This is a genomic window from Ruegeria sp. YKSF57 (genome assembly GCF_059612585.1).
Genome location: NZ_JBXWQW010000010.1, coordinates 61,090 through 86,578, shown reverse-complemented (window position 1 = coordinate 86,578; position 25,489 = coordinate 61,090). Strand labels below are relative to the sequence as shown.

General features: G+C 56.0%; 29 protein-coding genes and 1 pseudogene. 9 read left to right on the top strand and 21 right to left on the bottom strand.

What is annotated here, in order from left to right:
* The first annotated feature begins 1 nt into the window (after position 1).
* The 5 genes from AC2FLX_RS06340 (at position 2) to AC2FLX_RS06320 (ending at position 4,502) form a co-directional block, all read left to right on the top strand.
* Positions 2-1,120, top strand: coding sequence for a DNA polymerase III subunit delta' (locus tag AC2FLX_RS06340; RefSeq protein ID WP_496810963.1), 1,119 nt, complete (start codon positions 2-4; stop codon positions 1,118-1,120).
* Positions 1,117-1,932: a TatD family hydrolase gene (locus AC2FLX_RS06335; protein WP_480749321.1), complete on the top strand. Its 816-nt coding sequence runs from the start codon at positions 1,117-1,119 to the stop codon at positions 1,930-1,932. Before AC2FLX_RS06340 ends, AC2FLX_RS06335 begins: the two co-directional genes overlap by 4 nt.
* Positions 1,929-2,729 carry an MBL fold metallo-hydrolase gene (locus tag AC2FLX_RS06330; protein WP_496810962.1) on the top strand — a complete coding sequence of 267 codons (801 nt, stop codon included), beginning with the start codon at positions 1,929-1,931 and terminating at the stop codon, positions 2,727-2,729. The genes AC2FLX_RS06335 and AC2FLX_RS06330 overlap by 4 nt, the downstream gene beginning before the upstream one ends.
* A gap of 74 nt (positions 2,730-2,803) precedes the next feature.
* Positions 2,804-3,736 carry an AEC family transporter gene (locus AC2FLX_RS06325; protein WP_480749319.1) on the top strand — a complete coding sequence of 311 codons (933 nt, stop codon included), beginning with the start codon at positions 2,804-2,806 and terminating at the stop codon, positions 3,734-3,736.
* A 52-nt stretch (positions 3,737-3,788) separates the two neighbouring features.
* The gene (locus AC2FLX_RS06320; protein WP_496807750.1) at positions 3,789-4,502 is read left to right on the top strand and encodes a CbiX/SirB N-terminal domain-containing protein; all 714 of its coding nucleotides are present in this window, start codon (positions 3,789-3,791) and stop codon (positions 4,500-4,502) included.
* A gap of 64 nt (positions 4,503-4,566) precedes the next feature.
* Here the strand turns inward: AC2FLX_RS06320 and AC2FLX_RS06315 are convergent, their stop codons facing one another.
* The 6 genes from AC2FLX_RS06315 to AC2FLX_RS06290 form a co-directional block, all read right to left on the bottom strand.
* Positions 4,567-5,862 carry a peptidoglycan-binding domain-containing protein gene (locus tag AC2FLX_RS06315; RefSeq protein WP_496810961.1) on the bottom strand — a complete coding sequence of 432 codons (1,296 nt, stop codon included), beginning with the start codon at positions 5,860-5,862 and terminating at the stop codon, positions 4,567-4,569.
* A gap of 187 nt (positions 5,863-6,049) precedes the next feature.
* A complete protein-coding gene (locus AC2FLX_RS06310; RefSeq protein WP_480749316.1) occupies positions 6,050-7,060 on the bottom strand; it encodes a GGDEF domain-containing protein in 1,011 nt (336 codons plus the stop codon).
* A complete protein-coding gene (locus AC2FLX_RS06305) occupies positions 7,057-7,644 on the bottom strand; it encodes a heme NO-binding domain-containing protein (protein ID WP_496810960.1) in 588 nt (195 codons plus the stop codon). The genes AC2FLX_RS06310 and AC2FLX_RS06305 overlap by 4 nt, the downstream gene beginning before the upstream one ends.
* A gap of 117 nt (positions 7,645-7,761) precedes the next feature.
* Positions 7,762-9,321 carry a trimethylamine methyltransferase family protein gene (locus AC2FLX_RS06300; protein ID WP_480749314.1) on the bottom strand — a complete coding sequence of 520 codons (1,560 nt, stop codon included), beginning with the start codon at positions 9,319-9,321 and terminating at the stop codon, positions 7,762-7,764.
* 121 nt (positions 9,322-9,442) lie between these two features.
* Positions 9,443-10,132 (bottom strand): HAD family hydrolase, encoded by a 690-nt coding sequence (locus AC2FLX_RS06295; RefSeq protein WP_480749313.1) that lies wholly within the window; start codon positions 10,130-10,132, stop codon positions 9,443-9,445.
* Between the two features lie 30 nt (positions 10,133-10,162).
* Complete coding sequence (locus AC2FLX_RS06290) at positions 10,163-10,450, bottom strand: DUF3572 domain-containing protein (RefSeq protein ID WP_480749312.1); 288 nt, start codon at positions 10,448-10,450, stop codon at positions 10,163-10,165.
* An 86-nt stretch (positions 10,451-10,536) separates the two neighbouring features.
* On the opposite strand from AC2FLX_RS06290, the pseudogene AC2FLX_RS06285 reads away from it, so the two are divergent.
* Positions 10,537-10,881, top strand: a pseudogene (locus tag AC2FLX_RS06285) (response regulator); the annotation flags it as partial.
* A 30-nt stretch (positions 10,882-10,911) separates the two neighbouring features.
* Here AC2FLX_RS06285 and AC2FLX_RS06280 read toward each other — a convergent pair.
* Complete coding sequence (locus AC2FLX_RS06280; protein ID WP_496747877.1) at positions 10,912-11,424, bottom strand: hypothetical protein; 513 nt, start codon at positions 11,422-11,424, stop codon at positions 10,912-10,914.
* On the opposite strand from AC2FLX_RS06280, the gene AC2FLX_RS06275 reads away from it, so the two are divergent.
* Positions 11,338-11,925 (top strand): diguanylate cyclase, encoded by a 588-nt coding sequence (locus AC2FLX_RS06275; RefSeq protein WP_496810968.1) that lies wholly within the window; start codon positions 11,338-11,340, stop codon positions 11,923-11,925. The two genes, AC2FLX_RS06280 and AC2FLX_RS06275, sit on opposite strands and share 87 nt — an antisense overlap.
* A 19-nt stretch (positions 11,926-11,944) precedes the next feature.
* On the opposite strand, the gene AC2FLX_RS06270 is transcribed toward AC2FLX_RS06275, so the two are convergent.
* From AC2FLX_RS06270 to AC2FLX_RS06255, 4 genes are read right to left on the bottom strand one after another with little or no spacing between them, the layout of a single operon-like run.
* Positions 11,945-12,418 carry a periplasmic heavy metal sensor gene (locus AC2FLX_RS06270; protein ID WP_480749310.1) on the bottom strand — a complete coding sequence of 158 codons (474 nt, stop codon included), beginning with the start codon at positions 12,416-12,418 and terminating at the stop codon, positions 11,945-11,947.
* Positions 12,419-12,769 (bottom strand): hypothetical protein, encoded by a 351-nt coding sequence (locus AC2FLX_RS06265; protein WP_496747857.1) that lies wholly within the window; start codon positions 12,767-12,769, stop codon positions 12,419-12,421.
* A complete protein-coding gene (locus tag AC2FLX_RS06260) occupies positions 12,762-13,358 on the bottom strand; it encodes an RNA polymerase sigma factor (RefSeq protein ID WP_496810959.1) in 597 nt (198 codons plus the stop codon). The genes AC2FLX_RS06265 and AC2FLX_RS06260 overlap by 8 nt, the downstream gene beginning before the upstream one ends.
* Positions 13,359-13,382: 24 nt before the next feature.
* A complete protein-coding gene (locus AC2FLX_RS06255) occupies positions 13,383-13,850 on the bottom strand; it encodes an EF-hand domain-containing protein (protein WP_480749307.1) in 468 nt (155 codons plus the stop codon).
* A 226-nt stretch (positions 13,851-14,076) separates the two neighbouring features.
* Here AC2FLX_RS06255 and AC2FLX_RS06250 point away from each other — a divergent pair, with 226 nt between their 5' ends.
* On the top strand, positions 14,077-14,475 hold the full coding sequence (locus tag AC2FLX_RS06250; protein ID WP_480749306.1) for a DUF983 domain-containing protein: 399 nt from the start codon (positions 14,077-14,079) through the stop codon (positions 14,473-14,475).
* A 26-nt stretch (positions 14,476-14,501) separates the two neighbouring features.
* Positions 14,502-15,203 carry an NUDIX hydrolase gene (locus AC2FLX_RS06245; protein ID WP_480749305.1) on the top strand — a complete coding sequence of 234 codons (702 nt, stop codon included), beginning with the start codon at positions 14,502-14,504 and terminating at the stop codon, positions 15,201-15,203.
* A 9-nt stretch (positions 15,204-15,212) separates the two neighbouring features.
* On the opposite strand, the gene AC2FLX_RS06240 is transcribed toward AC2FLX_RS06245, so the two are convergent.
* From AC2FLX_RS06240 to nuoI, 10 genes are read right to left on the bottom strand one after another with little or no spacing between them, the layout of a single operon-like run.
* Entirely contained in the window at positions 15,213-16,880 is a 1,668-nt protein-coding gene (locus tag AC2FLX_RS06240; protein WP_496810958.1) for a ribonuclease J, read from the bottom strand.
* The gene (locus tag AC2FLX_RS06235; RefSeq protein ID WP_480749303.1) at positions 16,877-17,656 is read right to left on the bottom strand and encodes a type III pantothenate kinase; all 780 of its coding nucleotides are present in this window, start codon (positions 17,654-17,656) and stop codon (positions 16,877-16,879) included. Before AC2FLX_RS06235 ends, AC2FLX_RS06240 begins: the two co-directional genes overlap by 4 nt.
* 11 nt (positions 17,657-17,667) lie before the next feature.
* Positions 17,668-18,417, bottom strand: coding sequence for a biotin--[acetyl-CoA-carboxylase] ligase (locus AC2FLX_RS06230; RefSeq protein ID WP_480749302.1), 750 nt, complete (start codon positions 18,415-18,417; stop codon positions 17,668-17,670).
* Positions 18,418-18,471: 54 nt separating this feature from the next.
* A complete protein-coding gene (nuoN, locus tag AC2FLX_RS06225; protein ID WP_480749301.1) occupies positions 18,472-19,914 on the bottom strand; it encodes an NADH-quinone oxidoreductase subunit NuoN in 1,443 nt (480 codons plus the stop codon).
* A gap of 15 nt (positions 19,915-19,929) precedes the next feature.
* Entirely contained in the window at positions 19,930-21,474 is a 1,545-nt protein-coding gene (locus tag AC2FLX_RS06220) for an NADH-quinone oxidoreductase subunit M (RefSeq protein ID WP_480749300.1), read from the bottom strand.
* On the bottom strand, positions 21,474-23,672 hold the full coding sequence (gene nuoL, locus AC2FLX_RS06215; RefSeq protein ID WP_496810957.1) for an NADH-quinone oxidoreductase subunit L: 2,199 nt from the start codon (positions 23,670-23,672) through the stop codon (positions 21,474-21,476). Before nuoL ends, AC2FLX_RS06220 begins: the two co-directional genes overlap by 1 nt.
* Positions 23,673-23,678: 6 nt before the next feature.
* On the bottom strand, positions 23,679-23,984 hold the full coding sequence (nuoK, locus tag AC2FLX_RS06210; protein WP_005984024.1) for an NADH-quinone oxidoreductase subunit NuoK: 306 nt from the start codon (positions 23,982-23,984) through the stop codon (positions 23,679-23,681).
* A gap of 4 nt (positions 23,985-23,988) precedes the next feature.
* On the bottom strand, positions 23,989-24,591 hold the full coding sequence (locus AC2FLX_RS06205) for an NADH-quinone oxidoreductase subunit J (protein WP_480749297.1): 603 nt from the start codon (positions 24,589-24,591) through the stop codon (positions 23,989-23,991).
* Entirely contained in the window at positions 24,588-24,998 is a 411-nt protein-coding gene (locus tag AC2FLX_RS06200) for a carboxymuconolactone decarboxylase family protein (protein ID WP_170325667.1), read from the bottom strand. The genes AC2FLX_RS06205 and AC2FLX_RS06200 overlap by 4 nt, the downstream gene beginning before the upstream one ends.
* Entirely contained in the window at positions 24,995-25,489 is a 495-nt protein-coding gene (gene nuoI, locus AC2FLX_RS06195) for an NADH-quinone oxidoreductase subunit NuoI (RefSeq protein WP_496747870.1), read from the bottom strand. The genes AC2FLX_RS06200 and nuoI overlap by 4 nt, the downstream gene beginning before the upstream one ends.

The following is a 25,489-nucleotide window of genomic DNA, read 5'->3' as shown; positions in this document are numbered from 1 at the left end:
AATGACCGACGAAACTCCCACTCCAGACAAGGCGCCCGGCGCCCCTCATCCGCGTGACACGATGTGTGTGTTCGGGCAATCCGAAGCGGAGCTGACATTTCTGTCCGCGTTCAACTCGGAAAGGCTGCATCATGGATGGCTTCTCACTGGCCCCCGGGGCATTGGCAAAGCCACTTTGGCCTGGCGGATCGCGCTTTTTCTGCTGGCAACTCCTCCAGCAGATGACGGCTTGTTTGGCGGTCCGCCAAAGCCGACGTCATTGGGGATCGATCCGGAACATCCGGTTTCTCGCCGAATGCGAGCCGGGGCTGAGCCGGGATTGGTATCGGTCACCCGTTCGCTCAACGATCAAGGCAAGCTGCGCAACGAAATCGTTGTCGACGATATCCGTAAGCTTGGCCGGTTCTTTGGTTTGACTTCGGCAGATGGCAGGCGACGGGTTGTGATCGTCGATAGCGCCGATGAAATGAATGTCAGCGCGGCAAATGCCTTGCTGAAAATGCTGGAGGAACCTCCGGCACGCACGACGCTCTTGCTTGTCTCACACCAGCCGTCGCGCTTGTTGCCAACTATCCGGTCGCGCTGCCGTACACTAAGGTTGAGACCGCTGAGTTCAGACGACATGCAGGCTGCCCTCGCGCAGTGCGGCGCAAATATTTCATCACTGCCCGACAACCTGATAGCACTTTCTGGCGGTTCGGTTGGTGAAGCGGTTCGGCTTTTGAACCTGGGCGGGCTGGACATATACTCAGATCTGATCGCAATCTTGGGTAGCCTTCCCCGGTTGGACCGCCAGCGCGCCCTGGCTTTGGCCGAAGCCAGCGCGCAACGAGGTGCGTCGGAGCGGTTTGATCTGCTTCTATCCCTGATCGACATTTTACTGGCCCGGCTTTCCCGAACAGGTGCGACCGGCACACCGCCTTTCCCCGAAGCCATCCCTGGCGAGGCCGAAATACTGAAACGATTGGCATCAACACCGCAATCGGGACGATCATGGGCCGAGGCCGCCGCCATGATAACCGCCCGAACCCGGCAAGGGCGGGCGGTGAACCTTGACCCTGCTGCTCTGGTCCTAGATACGGTGTTCAAAATACAGGAAACCGCCGGTAAGAGCAGATGAGCGACAGCACGCCCCCCCCTGTCATAACCGACAGCCATTGTCATTTGGATTTTCCCGATTTCGAAGGGCAATTGGCCGAAATCATAAACCGCGCCGTCGAGGCAGGCGTGACGCGCATGGTGTCGATTTGCACCCGATTGTGCAATGAACCGACGGTACGTGCCATTGCCGAGGCACATACGCCGGTTTTCTATGCAGCTGGAACTCATCCTATGAGCGCGGTTCAAGAGCCGATGGCGACGGTGGAAGAACTGGTAGCGCTGTCACAACATCCGAAATTCGTCGGGATCGGTGAGACCGGGCTGGATTATCACTACACCGCTGAAAGTGCCCAGGTTCAAAAAGTCTCGCTGCGTATCCATATCGAAGCTGCGCAACAGACAGGACTGCCCCTGATCATACATGCCCGGGCGGCGGATGAAGACATGGCCCGTATTCTCGCCGCAGAATACCGCAACGCACCTTACAGCTGTGTCATGCACTGTTTTTCGTCGTCGGCCAAGTTGGCCCGTGCTGCACTGGACCTGGGTTTTTATCTGTCCATGTCCGGCATTGCAGCCTTCCCCAAAAACCAGGAATTGCGGGATATCTTCGCCGCAGCACCCTTAGACCGCATCCTTGTTGAAACAGACGCCCCCTATCTCGCGCCGCCTCCCCACCGCGGCAAGCGAAACGAACCGGCTTATACCGCCCATACCGCTCGAAAAGGAGCCGAGATATTCGGCATCCAGTATTCCGAATTCGCGGCGAAAACGCAGGCTAATTTCGACCGGCTTTTCACAAAAGCCGCCACCTACAAGGCAATTGCATGAGGGGCGAGTTGCGCTTTACCATTCTCGGATGCGGCTCATCCGGAGGCGTGCCACGTCTTGGTGGGCACTGGGGTGATTGCGATCCATCCAATCCCAAAAACGTGCGGCGGCGCTGTTCCTTGCTGATAGAACGTGTCGGTTTTGAGGGTACCACGACGGTTTTGATCGACACGTCGCCGGACATGCGCAACCAGTTGCTGGATACCGGCACCGGTCGGCTGGATGGCGTTATCTATACCCATTCTCACGCCGATCACGTGCACGGCATCGACGACCTGCGCATGATCGTATTCAACATGCAGTCGCGTGTACCGGTCTGGGCCGACGGTGACACGCAAAACGCCCTGCTCAGCCGCTTTGGTTACGCCTTCATTCAGCCCGAAGGCTCTCCCTATCCGCCGATTTTGGATCTCAAGACAATCAGCGGCCCATTCGAAGTCGACGGCCCTGGCGGACCGATCCCGTTCCGACCGTTCACCGTTGGACATGGCTCTATCGATTCTCTGGGTTTCCGCATCGAAGGTGTCGCCTATCTGCCGGATGTCGCAAAAATCTATGACGAGGCATGGAACGAGCTTAAAAACCTCGACTGTTGGATTCTGGATGCCCTGCGCCGCAAGCCGCACCCTACGCATGCGCATCTGGAGCGTTCATTGGAGTGGATTGAATTGGCAAAGCCCAAACGCGCTGTTCTCACCAACATGCATATCGATCTTGATTATGAGACGGTGGATGCAGAAACTCCAGGCTATGTGTCACCCGCCTATGACGGCATGGTGATCCGGTATCCATTTTAGGCGGTATCGCTGACTCTCTGGCACCCAATAGCCATGACAAGGGCAGCCACGGCCAACCAGACAAGAGATTGGCCATGTTTCAAAGCCTGATTGACGTTATCCTGCCTGTTTTTCTGGTAATCGGCGCGGGCTATGTCGCCACTAGATCAGGATATTTCCGACCCGAGCATGTCGATGGTCTGATGCGTTTCACACAGGGTTTTGCAATTCCGTGCCTGCTGTTCAAGGCTGTTGCTACCCTGGACTTGCAGACCAGTTTCGATCCGAGACTGCTGGCCAGTTTCTTCAGTGGGGCCGGTTTGTGCTTTGCCGTTGGAATGGTTGGCGCGCATTACATCTTCAAACGCGATTGGGAAGATAGCGTCGCCATTGGGTTCTGCTGCCTTTTTTCGAACTCGGTATTGTTAGGTCTGCCGATCACTGAACGCGCCTATGGTCCGGAAAACCTGACCGGCAACTACGCGATCATCGCGTTCCATTCACCGTTTTGCTATGGCGTCGGTATCACCGTTATGGAGATCGTTCGAAACCGAGGTGGCGGTGGCCGCCGGATGATCGGTGCCGCCCTGAACGCCATGTTCCGCAACGTTCTGATCCTGGGCATCGCCCTTGGCTTTGTTGTAAACTTGACCGGCGTTCCAATTCCCGCAGTCGCCAACAACGCATTGGACCTTATCACTCTTGCCGCCTTGCCGGGCGGCCTCTTTGCGCTTGGCGGTGTACTGGTTCAATACCGCCCTGAAGGCGACCTGCGCACTATTTTCTTCGTGTGTTGCGTCTCGCTGATGCTGCATCCCTCCCTCGTGTGGCTGTTTGGAAAAACGCTGTCTTTGCCACAAGATTTGTTCCGGTCCGCGGTGCTGAACGCTTCGATGGCCCCGGGCTTCAACGCATATATCTTTGCAAACATGTACGGGCGCGCCAAGCGGGTTGCAGCATCCTCGGTGCTGATAGCGACCGGGGCTTCAATTATGACTGTGTGGGTCTGGCTGACCGTTCTGGGATAGACAGCAATCCGGCACGATTGACATTTTTAGAACGGACAACACATTTGCCGGAGTGAAAAAGGAGCCAACATTGCAGCATGCCCTGATTGTCGCCCACGGCCAGCCATCTGACCCATTCCCAGCGGAGGAGGCCTTGCGCAGCCTTGCCGCGCGTGTTGACGCTACGATTCCGGATATAACTGTCCACTCGGCCACTCTGGCCACGCCTGACCGATTGGAGAAAATGCTTGCTCAGCTTCCGGATAGCACTGCGATCTATCCTCTCTTCATGGCGCGGGGCTGGTTTGTAAACAAAGCCCTGCCCGAAAGACTGGGGAGCAGACCACTGCACATTCTTGAACCGTTGGGTACAGATGCTGACTTACCCGGATTGGTGGCAACGGCCCTGTTACAAGAACTGGAACGTTTGAAATGGGAGCCGGAAGCGACTGATCTGGTTCTGGCAGCGCACGGCTCGGGGCGGAGCCGCAATCCTGCGCGCGTTGCGACAGAATTTGCGGACAAGTTGACAAAGACCATCAGATTCAAGTCCACCCGCATAGGATTTGTGGAAGAAGAGCCAAGTATCGCTCAGGCCGCAGCGGGGATGTCTGCGCAATCGCTATGCCTGCCTTTTTTCGCCTGTGCCGGAGGACATGCCCTAGAAGATGTCCCCCAAGCCCTGAGCGAGGCTGAGTTCAAAGGAAATACCATGCCGGTGATAGGAGAACTTTCTCCAATTCCCGCGCATATCGGGCGTCGGCTGAAGGCGTATTTCTCCGTCTGAAACGGTTTCCAAAAGTGCACCGGGCGGGACCCTCCGACCCCGACCGATATTCATTGCGCCAATATCAATCGCTCGACGTCGTCGAGAAGATCGGCAAGGTCGAAGACGCTGCGCCGCCGCCCGTTGCTTCGGAAAGAACCGCCACACGTTGCGGGGTTTGTCCAAGTACCGGAGAACCGGAGTCTGCTGCGCTTATCGCCATTTGCATCCACTCCTGCGGTTGCGATCCCGCAGCCTTGGCAACTCCGATGCCCTCACGCAGTTGATGGCTGACAATTTCGGAATAGCCCTTTTGCCCCGCCGCCACGAGCAACACCGCCGACGCCAACGCCATTTCAGCATCGTCCGTACGATATCCGACACCCAAACATACCTTTCCGCCGGATGCGAGTTGATCGACCGAGTTTCCCGATTGAGTCAAAACTGCCGAAGCGTCCGCAATGACTTGATCAGGGGATTGCGAATCTATTCCGACAATTTTCGGCGCTATCGCATCGGTTAGCTGCTGGCATTGCGCCTCAATCTGGGGTGCCGTCATATTGGGGATGGCCTCTTCCAGCTTTGACGCATCGGCAATGGCCTGAATCCGCGCTTGGCAAAACTGCTCGTTCAAAGCAAGTTCCGTATTGCTGACCGCTCCGGGCTGCGTTGCACCGCCATTTGACGCGGTCTGAATACTTATGTCATTGCACAGCTCGTTCGCTGATTTTCCGCCTGGTGCAAAGCCGAAAGTTGGCAGTTGGCCGCCCGTATCGGCGCGTGCGGCCACTGTTTCACCGCCCAGAACAGGTGCTGCGATCGGCTGCGGAGCCTGTGCTTGCGGTACTGCGGCCAATTGCGGTTGGGTGGCTGTCTGTGGCGTTGCTATGCCAAGCTGTTCGTTGCGATAGCTGCGCAACAGACCTGCAGTTCCTTGGCTGGCCACAATCTGGTTGTAGGGTGCGACATGCGCGCTGGAAAGCGCCCTATTGTATGACGACAGCAGAAAATTCTGCTCGTAGTCGTCCAGATAGCCGTCGATATTGTAGCCCATGTCGGCCTGATATTGGGAAATCCCGGCACGGCTGCGTCGGCCAAGTTGGCCGTCAACAACGCCGACATTGTAACCGAAATAGTTCAGCGCGGTCTGAACTTCTCGATTTTGCTGGCGCTGTGCAGAGGAAACGCCCGAAGACGAATAGGTCGAGCGACTTGCCTGCTGTTGTTTTCGTTGCTTGCTCTTGTGCACTTCGTTGACCACCAAGCCACCGAGCAGCGCTCCGCCCAAGAATGCGGCCGCTTCATCAGATTGGGCCTGGCGTGCCGGAACCAAAGCGACACTGGCAACCATCGCTGTGGCGCATAGATACTTTGAAAACATGACTATAACCTCGCTTTTCGCCGGGCCACCAAAGGGGTTTCGCGCCCGGTTTCGCTGAATACGCTTCATTATAGCACAAGCCGAGCATTCCCCATATTATTTGTCAAGAAAGCCTCAACCCATCAGATAAAGTTGGGCGAAAAGGCGCACAGTGGTCTGGCCGGTTTATCACCGGAGAACTAGCTCATCAACGCTCCGACAGCCTCGCCAGCGGCTCCGCCAAATCAGCAGAAAAAAACCGATGATGTGCCCGCCCTCCGCGTTTGGCGGCGTATAGCGCCAAATCGGCGGCGTGTAGCAACAGATCGGGGTCAGGCCTTTCGAATTGCAGGGAAATCACCGTACCGATGCTTGCTGATATCCTGCAAATACGCTCGCCGAAAGGTAGCGGTTTTTCCAGTTGTGCAATCAGTCTCTTGGCTATGGCTTCAAGCCGGACCCGATCCACCAGCTCCCTAAAGATCAGAACAAACTCGTCACCTCCAATTCGAGCAACCGTGTCTTCCGCCCGTGTTTCTTCGACCATAATCCTCGCAACATTTTGAAGAACGTGGTCGCCGGCAGCGTGTCCCAATGTGTCGTTGATTGCCTTGAAGAAATCCAGATCAAGATGCATTAGTGAAAACGGTGTCGCCGAACTTTGGTATCGTTTCAGGATATGATCCATCGCTCTTCGGTTCTTCAGACCGGTCAAAGTGTCGGTATACGCCTGTTCCTCTGCCGCGATTCGGGCGCCCTGAAGGCGAAGGTTGAGCGTTCTGGATGCCTCCATCGCTGCCGATTTCGCTTCGACGAGATACAGCAACTCAATAGCCATGTCCGTGCTGGAAAAATCTGAACTGGTAAGATCATAGTCGCGAACGGCATCCGGAATCGAGATTCCAAAGGACAGGTTGACAACTGCCAACCCTGACTCCGGCAAGGGCACGATCAAACCCTTGAATACGGTCCTCGGAGCATCGTCGAACCGGAGATGCAGTTTTCCCCCGGCGACACCCAGCAATCCAGACATTGATTTCACGGATCGTGGCCTGACCAAAACGAACCGTTCAAGAAACGACTTTCCTTCAAATTTCTCGCTTGGCCGCAGCTTTTGCAGTGTCAAACCGGTGCGTAAGATTCGGCTGTCTTGATCCAAAAGAACGTACATCGGGCACAGCTTGTCCAGCAGAGCAATCAGATCTTTTTGACACATCACGACGCCCGCGCTCCCAAGACAAACTGCCGACCTTTGGAAAAAGCGGTTTCGATCAACCTTATGGAGATGATTTCACCTTTTTCGTGCTCGCCCATGTGTTGAAACACCGCCAGGACACCATAGTCATCTGCCATAGCGCGTAGCACACCGATCATTACATAGGCATATCCCGGAAGGCCGCGGTGGCAAGTCAGACGATAATCCGCCGGATCGTTTTCCCACAATTCCAAAGCCGGGAGCTCCAGATCAGAAACGGCCAACCGGACCCGATCCTCCAAATCGTCCAGAGAATGTAGAAACTCGACATAGTTGACTCCGCCAAATCGCAACAGACGCCTTAGCGCTTCGGTATTTGGGTCCGACACCAGAAATGTACCTAAATCCTCGAGGATTTCGTTCTGAGGCCGCCCAAGTTCCCGGCACATCGCCGTCAACACTCGATTTGTTAATTCATCGGGGTACACCAGCATGGCTTCGAATTCGACAAAACCCAGATTTGCCGCTTCGGTCACGTTGATCCAACGCGTTGTCCCGTAGCTATGGGTGACGAACGATTGAATCGCCTTGTTGATTAACCCGTGCATTTGTTACCTCAACTCACTGTCGAGACAACTTGCGTTGGAAAAGGTTAAGGAATCGCCAAGAACCCTACTAACCCAAAGCATTGGCACTTGATCTATTGTAGGCAACCCTGCGGCAGATCAGAAATCGGTCGGGGCGCCCCCTTCAGCCTTCCTGCGGGCGACGAACTCTGCCAGTTCCTCGCGAATCGAGGCATCCATAGGCGGTGCTTCGAAACTGCCAATGATTTCCTTGAACAGGTGATGGGCACGCTCGGGCGTCCACAAACCACCCGCAGCTTCCCAGCCTTCGAAATTCTTCCAGTCGCTCAGGAACGGCTGGTAGAAAGCGGTCGCATACCGATCCTGAGTGTGCTGGATGCCAAAGAAATGCCCGTCATTTCCAACAGCTTTGATTGCATCCAAGGCAATTTCATCTGGCCCCGTCGCCATGATTTCGGGCTGCATGTAACGTTGGATTTGCTGCAGTATCTCGCAATCCATAATGAATTTTTCTGGCGATGCGATAAGGCCGCCTTCTAGCCAGCCTGCCGCATGGTAGACCATGTTCGTACCGGATTGCACCGCCGCCCATAGCGAGTTTGAGGTTTCCCACATCGCCTGTCCGTCCGGCACGTTGGCCGCACAAACGCCCGAAGACCGCATTGGTAGCTTGTAGAAGCGGGCCATTTGGCCGGTCATCTGGGTTGATCGCATGTATTCCGGCGTGCCAAAGGCAGGTGCGCCCGACTTCATGTCGACATTCGACGTGAATGTGCCAATGACACAGGGTATTCCCGGGCGCACATATTGGAACAATGCAATTGCGCACAAGGCTTCGGCCAGGGATTGTGCAACCGCGCCCGCCATTGTGACTGGGGCCATAGCTCCCGCCAAGGTGAACGGTGTGACTACGATAGCCTGACCGCGACGCGCAAGCCGCAAGCACCCGTCGATCATCGGATGGTCGTGCTTGAGCGGCGACGTGGAATTGATGTTGGTATACAAACGGGGAGACGCTTCGAATTCCTCATGGGACAGGCCGCCAGCGATACGGACCATTTCCATCACATCTTCGACCCGCTCCTTACCCAGTGAATAGGCGTGCATTACCTTGTCGCTGATCGTCAGTTTGTCATAGACCACATCGAGGTGCCGAACACTTGCATGAATGTCAACTGGTTCGACCGGATATCCTCCGGCGAAATGGATGCAGTTGAAATACTGTGTCAGTTTCAAGAGGTTTCGGCACATCTCGCGATTGCCGGGAACCTTCCGGCCAATTTCCATGTCCCAGTAATTCGGGGGGGATGAGACATTGCCAAACAGCATCGTCTTGCCACCAACCTCAATAGTTCGATCTGGATTTCGAGGTGTAATGGTGAAACGTTCCGGCGCCTTTGCGACCATTTCCATGACGAAGTCGCGTCCCATGCGCACGATATCACCGTCGACGGCACAACCGGCCTCGCGCAGGATCCCCTTAGCTTCTTCATTGTAGAACGCGATTCCAATTTCTTCGAGTATGCGCATCGCGCCTTCGTGAATCGCCTCAATTCCGTCCTGATCAAGAGGCTCGGTCGGCCGATCGATGTTGACCGGCGGGTTCCACGGCATTTGCTCGATAACAGTACCACCACGACGCGCCGCGGCACCAGAACGACCGCCACCTCGGCGTTTACGGGTTGATGTATCGGACATGGGTTTCTCTTTCGCTTGTTTCACCTCTAGCAAGGCATCAAGCAAAGGTGAAAAGCCGCTCCGTCCGCGACAACAGATGTCGCTTTCGACAGTCCAATTTCGATAAGTGAGTACGCCAGCGTCAATGTCCCAACCAAGCCGGAATGTATCCGACATTCGGAAAAATGACATCCGCGAGGTCGGCCAGATCTTCAGAACGAGCCATCCCGGTCAATACACCAACGGTTGTCATCCCCGCGGCGCGTCCGGCTTCGAGATCGTGCCGACTGTCTCCGACCATAGCGATCTTAGACGGTTCCATACCGATATGCCCGGAAAATGCCAGCAACTGCCCTGGGCCGGGTTTGCAGCCATGACCACTGTCGAAGCCGGCGATGAAATCAAATAGTCGCTGCACCCCGACCGAACCCAAATGCGCCATCGCCGGTGCGTGAGCGTCGTTCGTCGCAACCCCCAGCTTCAGTCCCTTTGCCCTCAGCCCTTCCAGGAAAGGAGCCAGCGGAACGGCTTCGTGTTGCGGTGCCTTGGATGCCTCTTCATTGATGATGGTTACCAGTTCCAAGTGGGACATGCCGGGCATTTCCGGCAGCAGAGCCTCTGCAATCTCGCCAGGGGTTCCTGCAATTACGACGCTGTCCATGCTGAATGTCTTGCTTTCATAATCGAACCCGATCACCTGCCCAAGGTAGGACGCCCTAACGTCATTGTTCGCGCCGATACGTGACAAGAATGTGTGCGCAAATGTCCCCCAGGTTGCGGCAAAATCGAACAGCGTCCCATCTTTGTCGAACAAAAGAGCTTCAATAGTCATTCGCCTACTCCGAAAACGGGCAATCAGGTTTCACGTCCAGTGCGTATTTGTCTCTCCAGTCAGCACCATGTGGGCCATGGCCGGGCGATCATATGACACCGAATGCGCGTCACAAAACGCCACAATCCAGGCGTCGTCAAGCATCAGAAAACCGAGGACAGACGTCAGAAAGTCGACATCTGTTGCCAAAGCGCGCAGATCCGCAGCCGAAGCCCCGGTTGAGCCCAGAAAAACTGACAACAACTCCTCGTTCCCGACCAACCAGGTCAAGGCATTCAAGGCCAGAGTTTCGGCCGCTTCGGCAGGAATTGGCTTCATTCGCTCTCACCAAAAGCTATTGAAAGGTTTTGTTAACCAGAATTACCGAGACTTTTTTATCGCTAGACGGAAACAGAGGAAAGGCCATGTCTGTACAGAGAACAATTCTGGTACTGGACGGCGTATCGACCAACCGGATCATGTTGAACGTTCAGCTTTCGTCAGCCTGTTATCAAGTGATCCAGCGAGCCCGAGTGGAAGGCCTGGAGACTATTCTTCAGCACAATCACCCGGACATCATCCTCATGGCCGAGACTCTGCCCGACGGAAACGTGTCTTCCGTCAGGAGATTGTTAAATGGACGCGCAAGACATTCCGATACGCCGATCGTCGCAATCACTCCGCAAAACGATACAGACGCCAGAAAACGTGCCCTCAGATCCGGCGCTGATGACGTTTTGGAACAACCTTATAGTGACAGCCTTCTGCTTGCTCGGGTCCGTAGCTTCATGCGGGTGCGATCAGAAATCGACGACCTCAACTGGAACAAGGAAGCCAGTGAACTTGGCTTTGGGGATGAGGGGCAGCCGTTTCAGCCCAAAGCACCGCTCGCTTCCGTTGCCATCGTCACAAAAAACAAGGAGTGTCGCCGCAACTGGCTTCGCCGTTTGCAGCCGCTGACATCCCATTCGTTGGGAAGCTTCACACTCTGTCAGGCATTCACGCTTTTCAGAAATCCTGCGCCTGACATCTTTATTGTTGAGATACAGGAGGATGGCGAGGGCTTGAGCTTGCTTACAGACCTGCGTGCCCGGCTCGCAACACGCCGATCGGCTTTGATCGCGGTGATACAGGGTGACAACACCAATCGCACGGTGGAAGCTTTGGATCGGGGCGCGGACGTTGCAATGATCGGCCCATTTTGCGCTGAGGAACTTGCCCTTCACTTGGAAATACAAGCCAAGCGCAAAGCCCGGCACGATAGGCGCCACACGTCCGTTCAGGAAGGATTGAAAGCCGCTTACTTTGACCACTTGACCGGATTGCGCAATTCTCGGTACGCACATTCCGCACTAAAAAACATGGTCCGCAATGCGTGCAGGTCACAAAAAGATTTGTCGGTCATCATAGTCGATCTGGATCACTTCAAGGCCGTCAATGATCGATTTGGACATTTGGCTGGAGATTGCGTTCTTACCGAAACGGCGCGTCGCATCCGGCGAGAGTTGAGCGCCAGGGATTTGGTGGCCCGCTTGGGTGGCGAAGAATTCCTTGTTGCGCTGCCCGATGCCGGACCAGACAAGGCCATGCAGGTCGCAAAACGATTGCGACGAGGCATCAGTGATGCACCCTATGATCTGCCCATGTGCGGCGAAAGGGTGACCGTTACCGCCAGCTTTGGATTGCACACATCCATTCCTTTGGCCGGCAACACAGACGATGAATTCGAAGGTATGTCCGCATTTATCGACACGGCGGATCGCGCGCTTTATGCGGCCAAAAACTCGGGACGAAACCAAGTGATCATGCTGTGAACATCTTTGCGATCGGATCTCAGTCGTGCCTTCGTTTCTTCCACTTACCGCGTTTGACATAGGTATCCAGACGATCAGCATAGCTTGAGCGCTGTGCGTCCGTCATTTTTTCGACCACGACCAACCAAGCCTCGCCAAGGGATTGTTGAGTATGCACGCGTAAAGCTGTCTGCTGCTCTACTATGCCGGCCAAGGCATCGGGGTCAAAGGGAACTGCCCGCAATGCCAAAGTCAGATCCTTGAAACCTTCTTGGCGTGTTTGACGGTCGCCTCGGTCTGCCTGATGCATCCGTTCCCGCAATGCTTTGCGGTCCGCGTCGGGCAAAGCCCGGTACAAGGCCGGTCCGAAACTCGGCGGCGACCGATCGCTCTTACCGTGAAATCGCAAGGCCATTCCGGCAATCAGACCGACAACCAAAAGATTGAGGGTCAGGGATGCCCCTAGAAGAATCGCTAGCCATCTGCGCTTGGTTTTTTGATGTTCTTCTTGCATCTATTCCTCCTCGATAGGCAGGTCCAAAAGGCCCAACTCGGCCATCAGATCGCCCTCAGAATTTTGCACAAACAAATCCACCGGGTCCGGCAAGAATGCCGGCGGTGCCAGACCAATCCAGACACCTGCCGCACAGGCGGTCGCCAGGCCTCCGACACCGCGCCAACCACCCAGTATGCCCACGATCACAGATAGAATCGGTCGCTTTGGATAGAATTCGGACGCGAACCGATTACCCTGAACCTTCGAAGCATCCGAAATCATCCGCGCCATCAGGTCTTTGGGCACTACGCCTCGTCTTTGTCGAGCAGCCTGAAACAGATTTTCGAGCCTTTTTTCGTTCTCATCCATCCAGATACCCCAATTCTTCTCGTCTCCCGGACAACGCCTTGACCAAAGCCCGCTTTCCCCTTGCGGTCAGGCTCTCCACTGCCTCGACAGAGATTTCCATGACTTGCGCGATTTCGGGATTGGTCAGTTCCTCTATATGGCGCAGTATGACGGCTTCTCTTTGGCGATCCGGCAGTATCATCAAAGCCGCCTGCAAAGCATCGGCCCGGGCCGTGTCCTGCAATTGGTCAGGCGCAGTAGGCCGACCATCTTCGGGTTCGGGTACTGCACTTAGCGGTTCGGCCGATTTCTTCCGTCTCAAGTCGAGACACAGGTTTAGAGTAACGCGATAGAGCCAGGTTGACACTTTTGCCTGCCCTCGCTTCCAGTCCGGTGCCATCTGCCACAGCCGGAGCATTGCCTCTTGCGCGACATCTTCGGCTTCCGCCCTGTCCCCCAGAACCCGCAATGCCAAAGAAAAAGTACGCGGACCTAGCCGTGCCGTCAGTTCCCGGGCAGCTTGCCTATCGCCATTAGCGAACAACATCAACAACGCGTCATCGCTGATATCGCCCGCGGCCGTATTTTCGCCGCGGGACGACTTGGACATGGGTCTCATGTCCTCAATCCTGGCTCAGTCTTGAATTTTGCAACCTTGGCGGTGTTTCTTTCCATGACTACCCATGCGGCTTCCCATGTCGGCAAACTCCTGCTCTGAAATCGAGCCGCTGTCATCCGAGTCAACCCGGTCAAAAAACCTGCTTTCTTTGCGCGGCTTCGGCATTTCGTCGCTTGTCAGGAAACCATCTTTATTGGTGTCCTGACGTTCGAACATCAACTTAGACCGTTCCTTTGCCCGCTCTACCGCAACGACCTGCATTTCTTCCAAGCTCAGCTTTTCGTCACCGTCGGAATCGGCTTTATTAAACCGCGTGGTTCGATAAGCCCCCATTTCGGTTTTGCTTAATTCTCCGTTGCCGTCTGCATCCAGCTCTTGAAATGTCACCGGCGATACGCCCTGAGGCCCCATTGCCAGACCAGCGGACCCCACCACGGCAAATGTAGCAAGTACGATCCCCGAGAGAATGCCTGTGTGTTTCATATCGGTTTTCCTTGTTTTGCAGCAACCCCATGTTGCTGCCCATACTTCTGAAACGTGATGCAAAGCGTTTTCCGTCGCAGCGTAGAAAAGAAACTTACTGCGGGTGCACTTTTAATCTGACTCCCAAAGCCCTATTTTCGCGGCATCCCGACGCAATGAAGTTATCCGCAATTCCAATTTGGACATAACTGGTCCAAAAACTGCGAACCATAGTATGAGCGACCAGATGACAGACCAGACCATTGAGACCACCGTTCAGCAGGAACGTCCAACATGGCCCGCTGTGCGAAAAGGGTTTCTTGGAAAATGCCCAAATTGCGGCAAGGGGAAACTTCTGCATAGTTACCTTAAGGTCAACGATACATGCTCACATTGCAGTCAGGAGCTGTTTCACCATCGTGCTGATGACGGACCAGCTTATCTGACCATTCTCATCGTCGGGCACCTGATGGCTCCTGCTTTGCATGTTTCCTATGTGCAATGGCGTCCAGAACCATTGACCTTGTTTCTGATCTTTGCGCTTGGTTGTCTGGCTTTGTCACTCTACCTTCTGCCCAGATTAAAGGGATTAGTCATCGCCTATCAGTGGGCGCGCCGGATGCATGGTTTTGACAAGGCCGACTGACGCCTTCGAAACGAGTCGGAGAGGCAATGAGCAACGATAAGACTGCGATCAGAAACGCTGCGACTGTGATCGTCCTGCGCGATCGGGTGGAATCCCCATCCATCCTGATGGGTCAACGCGGCGCCAAAGCGGCGTTCATGCCCAACAAGTTCGTTTTTCCAGGCGGCGCTGTTGATCCTGCAGATTCTGATGTTGCACTGGCCTCACCCCTGCCAGCGGTTTGCGCAGAGCGGTTGACAGAAAAGGCCCCCGCAGACCTGCAGCACGCGCTTGCCGTCGCGGCGATCCGTGAGCTTTGGGAAGAAACCGGCCTGATCCTGGGCAAACCCGGAAACTGGGCCGGATCAATTCCTGATGACTGGCAGAGTTTCGCGGCCACCGGTTACATCCCCGCTGCCGAGGCACTGCAGTTCGTGTTCCGCGCCTTGACTCCTCCAGGACGCCCTCGTCGGTTCGATGCACGGTTCTTTCTTGTCGATGCCTGCGAAATTCAGGGAAACCTGGACGACTTCACCCATGCATCGGATGAACTGTCTCATTTGCAATGGATTCCGCTGAGCGAAGTCCGCAAGTTCGACCTGCCATTCATTACCGAAGTCGTTCTGGCCGAGGTTGCGGCCCGCGCCGCCGACCCCACCCCGCCAGTTTCAGTGCCCTATTTCCACAACAATGACGAAGCGAGCCTTTTCCTGCGCCTGCGCGGCTATCCGATGCCCGATACGCATTGAAGCACCAAACTAGCGCATGCGGCTCACGACCACGGTAACTTCCGGCTTTTTGCCGATCTCACTCTGCGCGGTCTGACGAACGATACGTCGGAGCGCTTCTTCGAGCTTGTCATCGTCTCCCAGTGTCTTGGCTTCGGCTCGCATCAGGAATTGGTTGAGGTCTTCCTCAAGAATCTCGATCAGCCCTGCTTTTGAGCTTCCTATCTCAGGCAGACCGATCACGTCACACCACGGCTCCCCTAAAGGCTCGTCCTCTTCATCCAGAATTGTTGTCACCGTGACATGGCCATTCAGCGCCATGCGGATACGGTCGCGTACTACACCATCAAGCGCGCCGATCTTAACCGTGCCGTCAAGATAAGTACGACCGGTCTCGATATATTCGGCAACCACTGGGGTATCACCGGTCAAGTCAATCTTCATCCCGTTGACCGCAACAATGCTGGTTCGCCCGCCTTCCTCTGCCAGTTTGGCGTGCTCGCGCAAGTGCCGGTGTTCGCCATGCATCGGGATAACCATCTGCGGATCAATCAGGGCGTGAATCCGCTCCAGATCTGGTCGGTTCGCATGACCCGAAACGTGATACAAACCCGTGCTGTCATCAACAACATCCACGCCTTTTTCACTGAATTGGTTGATGACACGGATTACTCCGCGCTCATTCCCCGGAATGGTTTTGGAAGAAAACAGAAACAGGTCACCTTCGGCCATCTCCAGACCACGGTACTTGCCACGCGCCAGTTGCGCACTGGCGGCGCGGCGCTCACCCTGGCTGCCGGTGACAATCAGCATCAGGTTCTGGCGCGGCATGTCCGCTGCTTCCTCTGGGCTGACCACCCGCGGGAAATCTCCAAGAATACCAGTTTCCGTCGCCGCCTCAATCATGCGGCGCATCGCGCGCCCCAACAGAACCACCGAGCGTCCTGCGCGCTCACCGGCTTCGGCAAGAGTTTTGACCCGAGCTACGTTCGAGGCAAAAGTCGTCGCGACCACCATACCAGTTGCGTTCGCCACAAGCTTTGTGATTTCGGGTCCCAATTCGGATTCTGATCGCCCCGGATGCGTAGAAAACACGTTGGTACTGTCGCAGATCAGCGCCTTGACGCCGCCGCCGGCCACGCTGGCCCAGAGATCTGGATCAAATGGCTCTCCGACAACCGGTTCTGGGTCGAGTTTGAAATCTCCCGAATGCACGACGCGCCCTGCGGGTGTATCAATTACCAATCCGGCGCTTTCCGGAATCGAATGAGATACCGGCAGAAACCCGACTGAAAACGGCCCGGCGTTAACCTGCTCTGGCCAGGCGGACACCGTTCGGACGACGTCCGGAGAATGCCCCAGATCCTCCATCTTGTGGCGGGCGATATTGGCCGTAAAAGCCCGCGCATAAATCGGTACGCCCAACGTCTCATAGCAATGCGCGACAGCGCCAACGTGATCTTCGTGCGCGTGGGTGACAAATATTGCCTCAAGCCGATCCGCCCGCTCTTTCAACCACGAGATATCCGCAAAGATCAAATCGACACCGGGCGAGCTGTCCATGTCAGGGAAAGCCACCCCCAGATCGACCAGGATCAAACGCTCCTGCCCCGGTTTGCCATACCCGTAGACATAGGCATTCATTCCAATCTCACCCGCCCCACCGAGAGGCAGGTAAATCAATCTGTCACTGCTCATGCCGAAATATTTTCCTTGTTGTATTGATGGATGACCGTCAAGCCGTGCATCGTCAGGTCGTCTTCGATCACGTCAAACCCCACATCCGCCTGATCGAACAATGGTGCCAGCCCACCAGTGGCGACAACTTGCATCGGCATTCCGTATTCCGCCTTGATCCGGCTTATAAGACCTTCGATCAGACCGGAATACCCCCAATACACCCCCGACTGAATGCAACCAACGGTATTCGTTCCGATCACTTTCTCGGGGCGGCTGATATCGATATGAGGCAGCGCTGCGGCCCCCATGTGCAAGGCTTCAAGGCTCAGGTTAACGCCCGGCGCGATAATCCCGCCGACATAGGCCCCGTCAGCCGCCACCACATCGAAATTCGTGGCCGTTCCGAAATCTACAACAACGACATTGCCGCCATGCCGGTCAAACGCGCCTGCAGCATTGGCAAGCCTGTCAGGGCCCGGGTAAGTCCCTTCATCGACACGCGGGTTCACCGGCAAAAGGCAGTCAGGCTTCCCGACGACAAGCGGTCGGCAACCAAAAAACCGGTCGGCAAAAACCCTTAGATTGAACACAACACGCGGGACCGTGGATGCAATGATGACGTCCGAGATTTCCGCTTCGATCCCGTAGTGCTTCACCAGCGTCGAGTACCAGGTGAAATATGCATCCGCCGTGCGTGCGTGGTGCGTCGAGGTACGAAGGGTGCACAGGAACTTCTCACCGTCCCAGATCGAAAAGACGGTATTGGTATTGCCGCAGTCAATCGCCAAAAGCATTGGAAAACCCTTCAGAAATACACGTCCGCCGCCGCGATCCTTGCGCGGCCCTTGGCCGTGTTTAGGACAAGGTTACCTTCGCCGTCCACCGTTTCGAACGTTCCTACGGTCTCGGACGTCGCGGTGCGGGCGGTGATAGCCTCTCCCAGCCGAGCGGCCCGAGCAAGCCACGCCGTTCGGATCGGCTCAAAGCCGTAGGTCAGGAATTGAGTCTCGTAGTGCGCAAAGGCAGCCGCCAACTCGGTCAGAAAATCCTCTGCCCCCACTTGCGAGCCGGTTTCTGACAAAAGCGAAACCGGGCGCACCGCGCCGGGTTCGATCAGGTTGCGCGGAGGCGCTTCGACGAGGTTGACACCAATGCCGATCGCCAGATGCGAAACCCCGCGGCCTTGTCCGGTACTCTCTAGCAATATACCCGCAAGCTTGCCGCCATTCAGCAGCACGTCATTTGGCCACTTCAAAGCCAGACCATCCGTTCGACCGGTGACGGCATGGCAGGCATCGAAAAGCGCCAATGCCGCAACAAAACTGCGCAGCGCAACCCGTTCTGGTGGTCCTTCGGGGCGCATGACCAAAGTTGCTGCGAGATTGCCGCGTGGGTGAGTCCAGACACGGCCCCGACGCCCGCGCGCCGCGGTCTGGCGGTGCGCCATGATCCAGACCGGCCCACGTAGAGATGACGCAATTCTGGCGGCTTCGTTCAGCGTGCTATCCACTTCGTCCAGAATGTGGAGCCCGTAACCGTGTGGCCAGTCACTCACGACAAAAAGGCCCGGTCCAAAAACCGAGCCTCCTTTTTCGGATTTGCCACCCTATCAGTTGACAAGTGTTGCTGCCGCTGCCGCAGCGGCTCCCTCGACACCGAATTGATAGAACACACCAACCAGCATCAGCGCGGCCGATCCCATCAGGGCAACCCAAAGAACCGGCGACGAATGTGTATCGATCGGATCTTCGTTTTCTGCACCGAAGTACATGTAGAAAACGATCCGCAGATAGTAGAACGCCCCGATCACTGATGCTATGGCCGAAGCGATGACCAAGCCGGTCAGACTTGCATCGATACCCGCCTGCCAAACGCCAAATTTTGCAAAGAATCCAAGCATTGGCGGCACGCCGGCCAAGCTGAACATCAGGATCAGGACTGCCAACGCCTTACCCGGATCGCGGCGCGCAAACTGGCGCAACGCGTCGATATCGGTCACGGGTTTGCCGTCCCGCTCCATCATCAGGATAAAGGCGAAAGTGCCAACGTTCATGGTGACATAAATCGCCAAGTACATCAGCATCGCCTTGATGCCCAACTGAGTGCCCGCAGCCAGACCGATCAGGGCATAGCCCATATGGGCAATCGACGAATAAGCCATCAGCCGCTTGATGTCGCGCTGCCCAATGGCAGCAAAGGCACCTAGGAACATCGAAAGGACGGAAAGCAGAACAATCACTTGCTGCCAGTCTGCCACAGCGCCGCCAAACGCGTCATGCATGACACGGGCGAACAGTGCCATCGCCGCAACTTTCGGAGCTGTCGCAAAAAAAGCGGTGATCGGGGTCGGAGAACCTTCGTAGACATCCGGTGTCCACATGTGAAACGGAACCGCTGACACCTTGAAGGCCAGACCCGAGATCAGCAGGATCAGACCTATCAGCAATCCAATCGACACATCACCGTGTTGCGCCGTCTTGATGATACCGGAAAACAGCGTCGTTCCAGAATAGCCATAGACCAATGATGCGCCATAGAGCAGAAGACCCGAGCTCAGCGCGCCAAGCACGAAATATTTCAATCCTGCTTCGGTCGATTTGGCGCTGTCCCGGCGCAGGGCCGCGACAACGTAGAGCGACAGGGACTGCAATTCGAGCCCCATATAGAGAGACATCAAATCGCCCGCGCTGACCATCATCATCATGCCGACAGCCGAAAGCGCCACCAAAAGCGGGTATTCAAAGCGCAGCAGACCACGGCGCGACATGTACTCCTGGCTCATCACCAGAACTGAGGCTGCAGCCAATAGGATCGCAACCTTGGCAAACCGGGCGAAACTGTCATCCACGAACATGCCATTGAACGCAACACGCGTCGTGCCGCCATTGGTGGCAATCCAGAACGAAAGCGCTGCCATCAGGCCCGCGGTCACCCAGACCAAAATTGGAGCCAGAGCGTCTTTGCTGGTATAGACAGCCCCGATGAGAGCCGCCATCGCGTAGACAGCCAGAACGATTTCCGGCAAAATTACAGTCAGATCAGCCTGGATCATGTCTCCACAGCTCCCTTAATGCGATGCAGCGACCTGGGTCGCGGCCTCAGCCGCGGCCAGAGCCGTGTCATAGTTCGAAATCAGTGAAGCCGTCGAGTTGCCGATCACATCTGTGACCAGCGACGGGTAGACGCCCAGCAGAATGGTCATGACGATCAGCGGCGCAAAGACCAGTCGCTCGCGGGCACTCATGTCGGTGATCGATTTCAGGCTTTCCTTGATCAAATCACCAAAGACCACACGGCGATAAAGCCACAGTGCGTAGCCAGCCGAGAATATCACACCCGATGCCGCAACGGCTGTTACCCAAGTGTTGACGGGGAATGTTCCCATCAGGGTCAGGAACTCTCCGATGAAGCCTGAGGTACCCGGCAATCCGACATTGGCCATGGTGAACAGCATGAATACCAGCGCATAAGCCGGCATGCGGATAACCAGACCGCCATAGGCCTCGATATCGCGTGTGTGCATCCGGTCATAGATCACGCCAACGCAAAGAAAGAGTGCGGCAGAGATGAAACCGTGGCTGAGCATCTGAAAAATCGCCCCATCAATCCCTTGTTGGGTGGCAGCAAAGATGCCCATGGTGACAAAACCCATGTGCGCAACCGACGAATAGGCGATCAGCTTCTTCATGTCCTCCTGCACCAGCGCGACCAGCGACGTGTAAACAACCGCAATTGCAGACATCCACAGCACGACGTCGGTCATTACCGCCGCTCCCACCGGGAACATCGGCAGGCTGAAGCGCAGGAAACCGTAGCCGCCCATTTTCAAGAGGATCGCCGCAAGAACGACCGAACCTGCAGTGGGCGCCTGAACATGTGCGTCAGGAAGCCAGGTATGAACCGGCCACATGGGCATCTTCACTGCAAATGAGGCAAAGAAAGCCAGGAACATCAGCGTCTGCACGCCGCCCACGACATAAATCCCCATCACGTTGAAGCCTTCGGACGAGAACTGATGGCTCATCAACGCTTCGATGTCGGTGGTACCGGCATCTGCATACATATAAACCATCGCAACCAGCATCAGAACCGAGCCGAGGAAGGTGTAAAGGAAGAACTTGAAGCTGGCATAGATGCGGTCCTTGCCGCCCCAAATGCCGATGATCAGGAACATCGGGATCAGACCTGCCTCGAAGAACAGGTAGAACAGCACAAGATCCAGCGCCATGAACACGCCCAGCATCAGCGTTTCCAGCAGCAGGAAAGCAATCATGTATTCCTTGACGCGGTCTGTCACATTCCAGCTGGCCAGAATGGTCAGCGGCATGATGAAAGTGGTCAGCAGCACGAACAGAACGCTGATGCCATCCACGCCCATCTTGTATTTCAGGCCCATCAGCCATTCACCCTCTTCCACCATCTGGAAGCCGGTGTTCGAAGGATCAAAGCCTGTGTAGATGCCGATTGAGACCAGAAAGGTTACTGTGGTTGCAAACAATGCCGTCATCTTGGCATTGCGCTGCGCCGCCGCGTCATCGCCCCGTAGGAACAGGCCAAGAATCAGTGCAGCAACGGCCGGAATAAAGGTTACAATGGAGAGGATATTGTCCATCAGTGCGCCCCTCCGCCGATCGACATCCAGGTGACCAGGGCAGCAAGCCCCAGAACCATCCAGAAGGCATAAGTGAAAATGTACCCCGACTGCGCCTTGCCTGCGAGGCGGGTGAAATAGGGAACAATGCCCATTGCTACTCCGTTCAGGAAGCCGTCGATTGTGTTTCCATCACCGCGTTTCCACAGGAACCGCCCAAGAGCCATTGCAGGTTTGACAAAAATCGCGTCATAAATTTCGTCAAAGTACCACTTGTTCTTCAGAAACAGGTACAGTGGACGTTGGTTCTGAGCCAGTCGCACCGGCAGTGTCGGATTCACGATATAGAAGAGATAGGCCAAGCCAAAGCCAAGCACCATTGCGACAAAGGGGGAAACCTTTACCCATTTCGGTGCGGCATGAGCGTCATCAAGAACATGGTTGTTCTCACCGATATAGATACCGCCTTCGCCCGGTTTGCCGGCAAACACATAGTGATGTTCACCCGAGATCGCTGCTTCGTCATGACCGGTATCCGTCTCGCCATGCCCCTCGTCGGTGGTTGCCGCATGAACTGCTTCTTGGCCGTGGCTGTCGCTGGCCGCGTCAGCAGTTTCCTCCCCATGATCCGTGGTGGCGGCTTGGCTGTCGGCTTCGACATGAGCTGAAGCTTCGACAACGGAAATGCCATAGAACTTGCCAACTTTATCGGCATGACCGAAGAAGTTTCCGTACCAGATCATGCCCGCAAAGATTGCTCCCAGCGATAGAACACCCAACGGAACCAGCATGACCATCGGGCTTTCATGCGCATGTTCATGCGTGTGCTTGTCGCCGCGCGGCTCGCCATAGAAGGTCAGGAAGATCAGACGCCAGCTGTAGAACGAGGTGAACGCGGCAGCAACTACCAACAACCAGAAGCCATAGCTTGACCCGCCCGCGTAGGCGCTTTCGATAATCGCGTCTTTTGACAGGAAACCGGCAAAACCAAAGGTAGTCAACGGTATACCGACACCGGTAATCGCCAGGGTACCGATCATCATCGCCCAGAAGGTATAGGGGATCTTTTTGCGCAGACCGCCATATTCGGTCATCTCTTGTTCGTGATGCATGGCGTGGATCACGGAACCGGCCCCAAGGAACAACAGCGCCTTGAAGAAGGCATGTGTGAACAGGTGGAACATCGCAGCCGAATACATGCCCACGCCCGCCGCCACAAACATGTAGCCCAGCTGAGAACAGGTCGAATAGGCAATGACACGTTTGATGTCGGTTTGCACCAAACCCACGGTCGCGGCAAAGAATGCAGTTGAGGCGCCCAGCACGGTCACGAAACCGGCAGCCCCCGGGGCGAATTCAAATAGCGGAGACATGCGGCAGACCAGAAACACGCCTGCGGTCACCATGGTCGCGGCGTGGATCAGCGCCGACACAGGCGTCGGGCCTTCCATCGCGTCCGGCAGCCAGGTGTGCAGGATCAGTTGCGCCGACTTGCCCATCGCTCCGATGAACAGCAGTACGCAGATGACCTCGATCGAGGTCCACTCACCCCATAGGAAGGTTAGCTTGCTTTCCGCCAGCGACGGCGCCGATGCAAACACGTCGGAAAAGTTGATGCTGTCGGTCAGGAAGAACAGTCCGAATATCCCCAGCGCAAACCCAAAGTCGCCCACACGGTTGACCACGAAAGCCTTGATGGCGGCCGCGTTGGCTGTGGGCTTGCGATAGTAGAACCCGATCAGCAGGTAAGATGCGACGCCTACGCCTTCCCAGCCAAAGAACATCTGTACCAGATTGTCCGAGGTCACCAGAGCCAACATCGCAAAGGTGAAGAAGCTGAGATAGGCAAAGAAACGCGGCTTGTAGCTTTCGCCTTCGCGCCATTGCGGGTCGTGATCCATATAGCCAAAGCTATAGAGATGCACCAGCGCCGAAACGGTCGTCACCACGATCAGCATGATCGCGGTCAGCCGGTCCAGACGGATCGCCCATTCGGTAGACAACGTTCCGCTTTCAATGAATCGAAGAACAGGTACCGAATAGGACCCGCCTGAATGGGCGGACGGGTCGAAAGTAAAGAAAACGATCCAGCTGAGAATACAGGCAAGAAACAGCAGGCCCGTAGCGGTCCAGAGCGCCGCTTTTTCACCAATGAATTTCCAGCCGAACCCGCAAAGGATGGCGCCCACCAGCGGGGCAAAGAGGATGGTTGTTTCCATGATCTCTTACCCCTTCATCATGTTGACGTCTTCGACTGCAATCGTGCCGCGGTTGCGGAAGAAGCAGACCAGAATTGCAAGACCAATCGCGGCCTCGGCGGCGGCGACGGTCAGCACGAACAGCGTGAATACCTGCCCCACCAGATCGCCAAGAAAGGACGAGAAAGCCACAAGGTTGATATTCACCGCCAGCAGCATCAGCTCGATACTCATCAGCAGGATGATGACGTTCTTGCGGTTCAGAAAGAGACCAAAGATGCCGATGACGAACAGCGTCGCCGCGACCGTAAGATAGTGTTCAAGTCCGATCATCGTCTCAAAGTCCCTGCCCCGGTTTCACGTCCTTCAGTTCCATCGCCTTGGCCGGGTCGCGCATCATCTGGCCGATGATGTCCTGACGCTTGATGTCCTGACGGTGGCGCAGCGTCAGCACGATGGCGCCGATCATCGCCACCAGCAGGATCAGGCCCGCCAGCTGGAACAGAAGGAAATATTGATCATAGATGATGAGGCCCAGAGCCTCGGTATTGTGACGGTCGTTAGGCACAGGCTGCGCGAGTTGCTCAGCTGCACCATGCGCACTTTCCCAGGCACCGAATGCCATGACGAACTGCATCAGGATCACCAGCCCGATCAGCAGCGCCAGCGGCATGTATCGCGCCATCTCAGCCTTTAGTTCGGCAAAATCCACATCCAGCATCATCACCACGAAAAGGAATAGAACCGCCACCGCGCCGACATAGACGATGATCAGCAGCATGGCGACAAATTCCGCCCCTAGCAGAACGAACAGCCCCGCCGAGGAGAGAAACGCCAGGATCAACCACAGGACCGAGTGCACCGGCTGGCGGCTGATCACCGTGAACAGCCCGCCGGTAATGGCGCTGATGGCAAACAGATAGAAGGCAAAGACGGTCATTGATCCTCATCCTCGTTGTCGCCCATGACCTCTTGCGCCAGATCCAGCGCGCGGGTCATGGCCGGGATGCCGGCAAAAACCGACATCTGACCGATCGTTTCCACGATCTCTTGTTTCTTGGCACCCGCTTCCAGCGCATGACGCACGGTCTGGCGCACGGCTGAATCCGCCTGAGCGCCCTGACAGGTCAGCCCGGCCAACGTCAACAGCAGTCGGGTCTTGGCATCCAGCCCGTCCTTGTTGACGGTGTTGCCGAACATCATCTCCATGACCTCTTTTGGCATGGTCGGCCACAGCGCTTCGAACCCTTTGGGCGAGAAGCTTTCCATCGCCGGGTTCATAGCCTTGGCCATGTCCTGAGCCTGCTTCATCATCAGCTCGAACGGATTTGTCGGCGTATCACTCATCTGTAAGGCGCGTCCATTTCCAGATTGCGGGCAATCTCGGCTTCCCAGCGTTCGCCGTTGTCGAGCAGCTTCTCCTTGTCGTAGAACAGCTCCTCGCGGGTCTCAGTTGCGAATTCAAAGTTCGGGCCTTCGACGATTGCATCCACCGGGCAGGCTTCCTGGCAGAAACCGCAGTAGATGCACTTGGTCATGTCGATGTCATAGCGCGTGGTGCGGCGCGAGCCGTCCTCACGCGGTTCGGCGTCGATGGTGATGGCCTGCGCCGGGCAGATCGCCTCGCATAGTTTGCAGGCGATGCAGCGTTCTTCACCGTTCGGATAACGGCGAAGGGCGTGCTCACCCCGGAAACGCGGAGACAGGGGGCCTTTTTCGTGCGGGTAATTCACCGTGGCCTTGGGGGCGAAGAAGTACTTCATTCCCAGTTTGAAGCCGACCCAGAAATCCTGCAGCAGGAAGTATTTGGCAGCGCGGGTGTAGTCGATTTGAGACAT

Coding starts and splice junctions, on each gene's coding strand:
- AC2FLX_RS06315 (WP_496810961.1), bottom strand. CDS start 5,862: ATGTTTTCAAAGTATCTATGCGCCACAGCGATGGTTGCCAGTGTCGCT.
- AC2FLX_RS06340 (WP_496810963.1), top strand. CDS start 2: ATGACCGACGAAACTCCCACTCCAGACAAGGCGCCCGGCGCCCCTCAT.
- nuoK (WP_005984024.1), bottom strand. CDS start 23,984: ATGATCGGACTTGAACACTATCTTACGGTCGCGGCGACGCTGTTCGTC.
- AC2FLX_RS06265 (WP_496747857.1), bottom strand. CDS start 12,769: ATGGATGAGAACGAAAAAAGGCTCGAAAATCTGTTTCAGGCTGCTCGA.
- AC2FLX_RS06235 (WP_480749303.1), bottom strand. CDS start 17,656: ATGCTTTTGGCGATTGACTGCGGCAATACCAATACCGTCTTTTCGATC.
- AC2FLX_RS06250 (WP_480749306.1), top strand. CDS start 14,077: ATGACAGACCAGACCATTGAGACCACCGTTCAGCAGGAACGTCCAACA.
- AC2FLX_RS06270 (WP_480749310.1), bottom strand. CDS start 12,418: ATGCAAGAAGAACATCAAAAAACCAAGCGCAGATGGCTAGCGATTCTT.
- AC2FLX_RS06255 (WP_480749307.1), bottom strand. CDS start 13,850: ATGAAACACACAGGCATTCTCTCGGGGATCGTACTTGCTACATTTGCC.
- nuoL (WP_496810957.1), bottom strand. CDS start 23,672: ATGGAAACAACCATCCTCTTTGCCCCGCTGGTGGGCGCCATCCTTTGC.
- AC2FLX_RS06305 (WP_496810960.1), bottom strand. CDS start 7,644: ATGCACGGGTTAATCAACAAGGCGATTCAATCGTTCGTCACCCATAGC.
- nuoI (WP_496747870.1), bottom strand. CDS start 25,489: ATGTCTCAAATCGACTACACCCGCGCTGCCAAATACTTCCTGCTGCAG.
- AC2FLX_RS06335 (WP_480749321.1), top strand. CDS start 1,117: ATGAGCGACAGCACGCCCCCCCCTGTCATAACCGACAGCCATTGTCAT.
- AC2FLX_RS06200 (WP_170325667.1), bottom strand. CDS start 24,998: ATGAGTGATACGCCGACAAATCCGTTCGAGCTGATGATGAAGCAGGCT.
- nuoN (WP_480749301.1), bottom strand. CDS start 19,914: ATGATCCAGGCTGATCTGACTGTAATTTTGCCGGAAATCGTTCTGGCT.
- AC2FLX_RS06260 (WP_496810959.1), bottom strand. CDS start 13,358: ATGTCCAAGTCGTCCCGCGGCGAAAATACGGCCGCGGGCGATATCAGC.
- AC2FLX_RS06220 (WP_480749300.1), bottom strand. CDS start 21,474: ATGGACAATATCCTCTCCATTGTAACCTTTATTCCGGCCGTTGCTGCA.
- AC2FLX_RS06240 (WP_496810958.1), bottom strand. CDS start 16,880: ATGAGCAGTGACAGATTGATTTACCTGCCTCTCGGTGGGGCGGGTGAG.
- AC2FLX_RS06325 (WP_480749319.1), top strand. CDS start 2,804: ATGTTTCAAAGCCTGATTGACGTTATCCTGCCTGTTTTTCTGGTAATC.
- AC2FLX_RS06290 (WP_480749312.1), bottom strand. CDS start 10,450: ATGAAGCCAATTCCTGCCGAAGCGGCCGAAACTCTGGCCTTGAATGCC.
- AC2FLX_RS06330 (WP_496810962.1), top strand. CDS start 1,929: ATGAGGGGCGAGTTGCGCTTTACCATTCTCGGATGCGGCTCATCCGGA.
- AC2FLX_RS06300 (WP_480749314.1), bottom strand. CDS start 9,321: ATGTCCGATACATCAACCCGTAAACGCCGAGGTGGCGGTCGTTCTGGT.
- AC2FLX_RS06295 (WP_480749313.1), bottom strand. CDS start 10,132: ATGACTATTGAAGCTCTTTTGTTCGACAAAGATGGGACGCTGTTCGAT.
- AC2FLX_RS06245 (WP_480749305.1), top strand. CDS start 14,502: ATGAGCAACGATAAGACTGCGATCAGAAACGCTGCGACTGTGATCGTC.
- AC2FLX_RS06205 (WP_480749297.1), bottom strand. CDS start 24,591: ATGACCGTCTTTGCCTTCTATCTGTTTGCCATCAGCGCCATTACCGGC.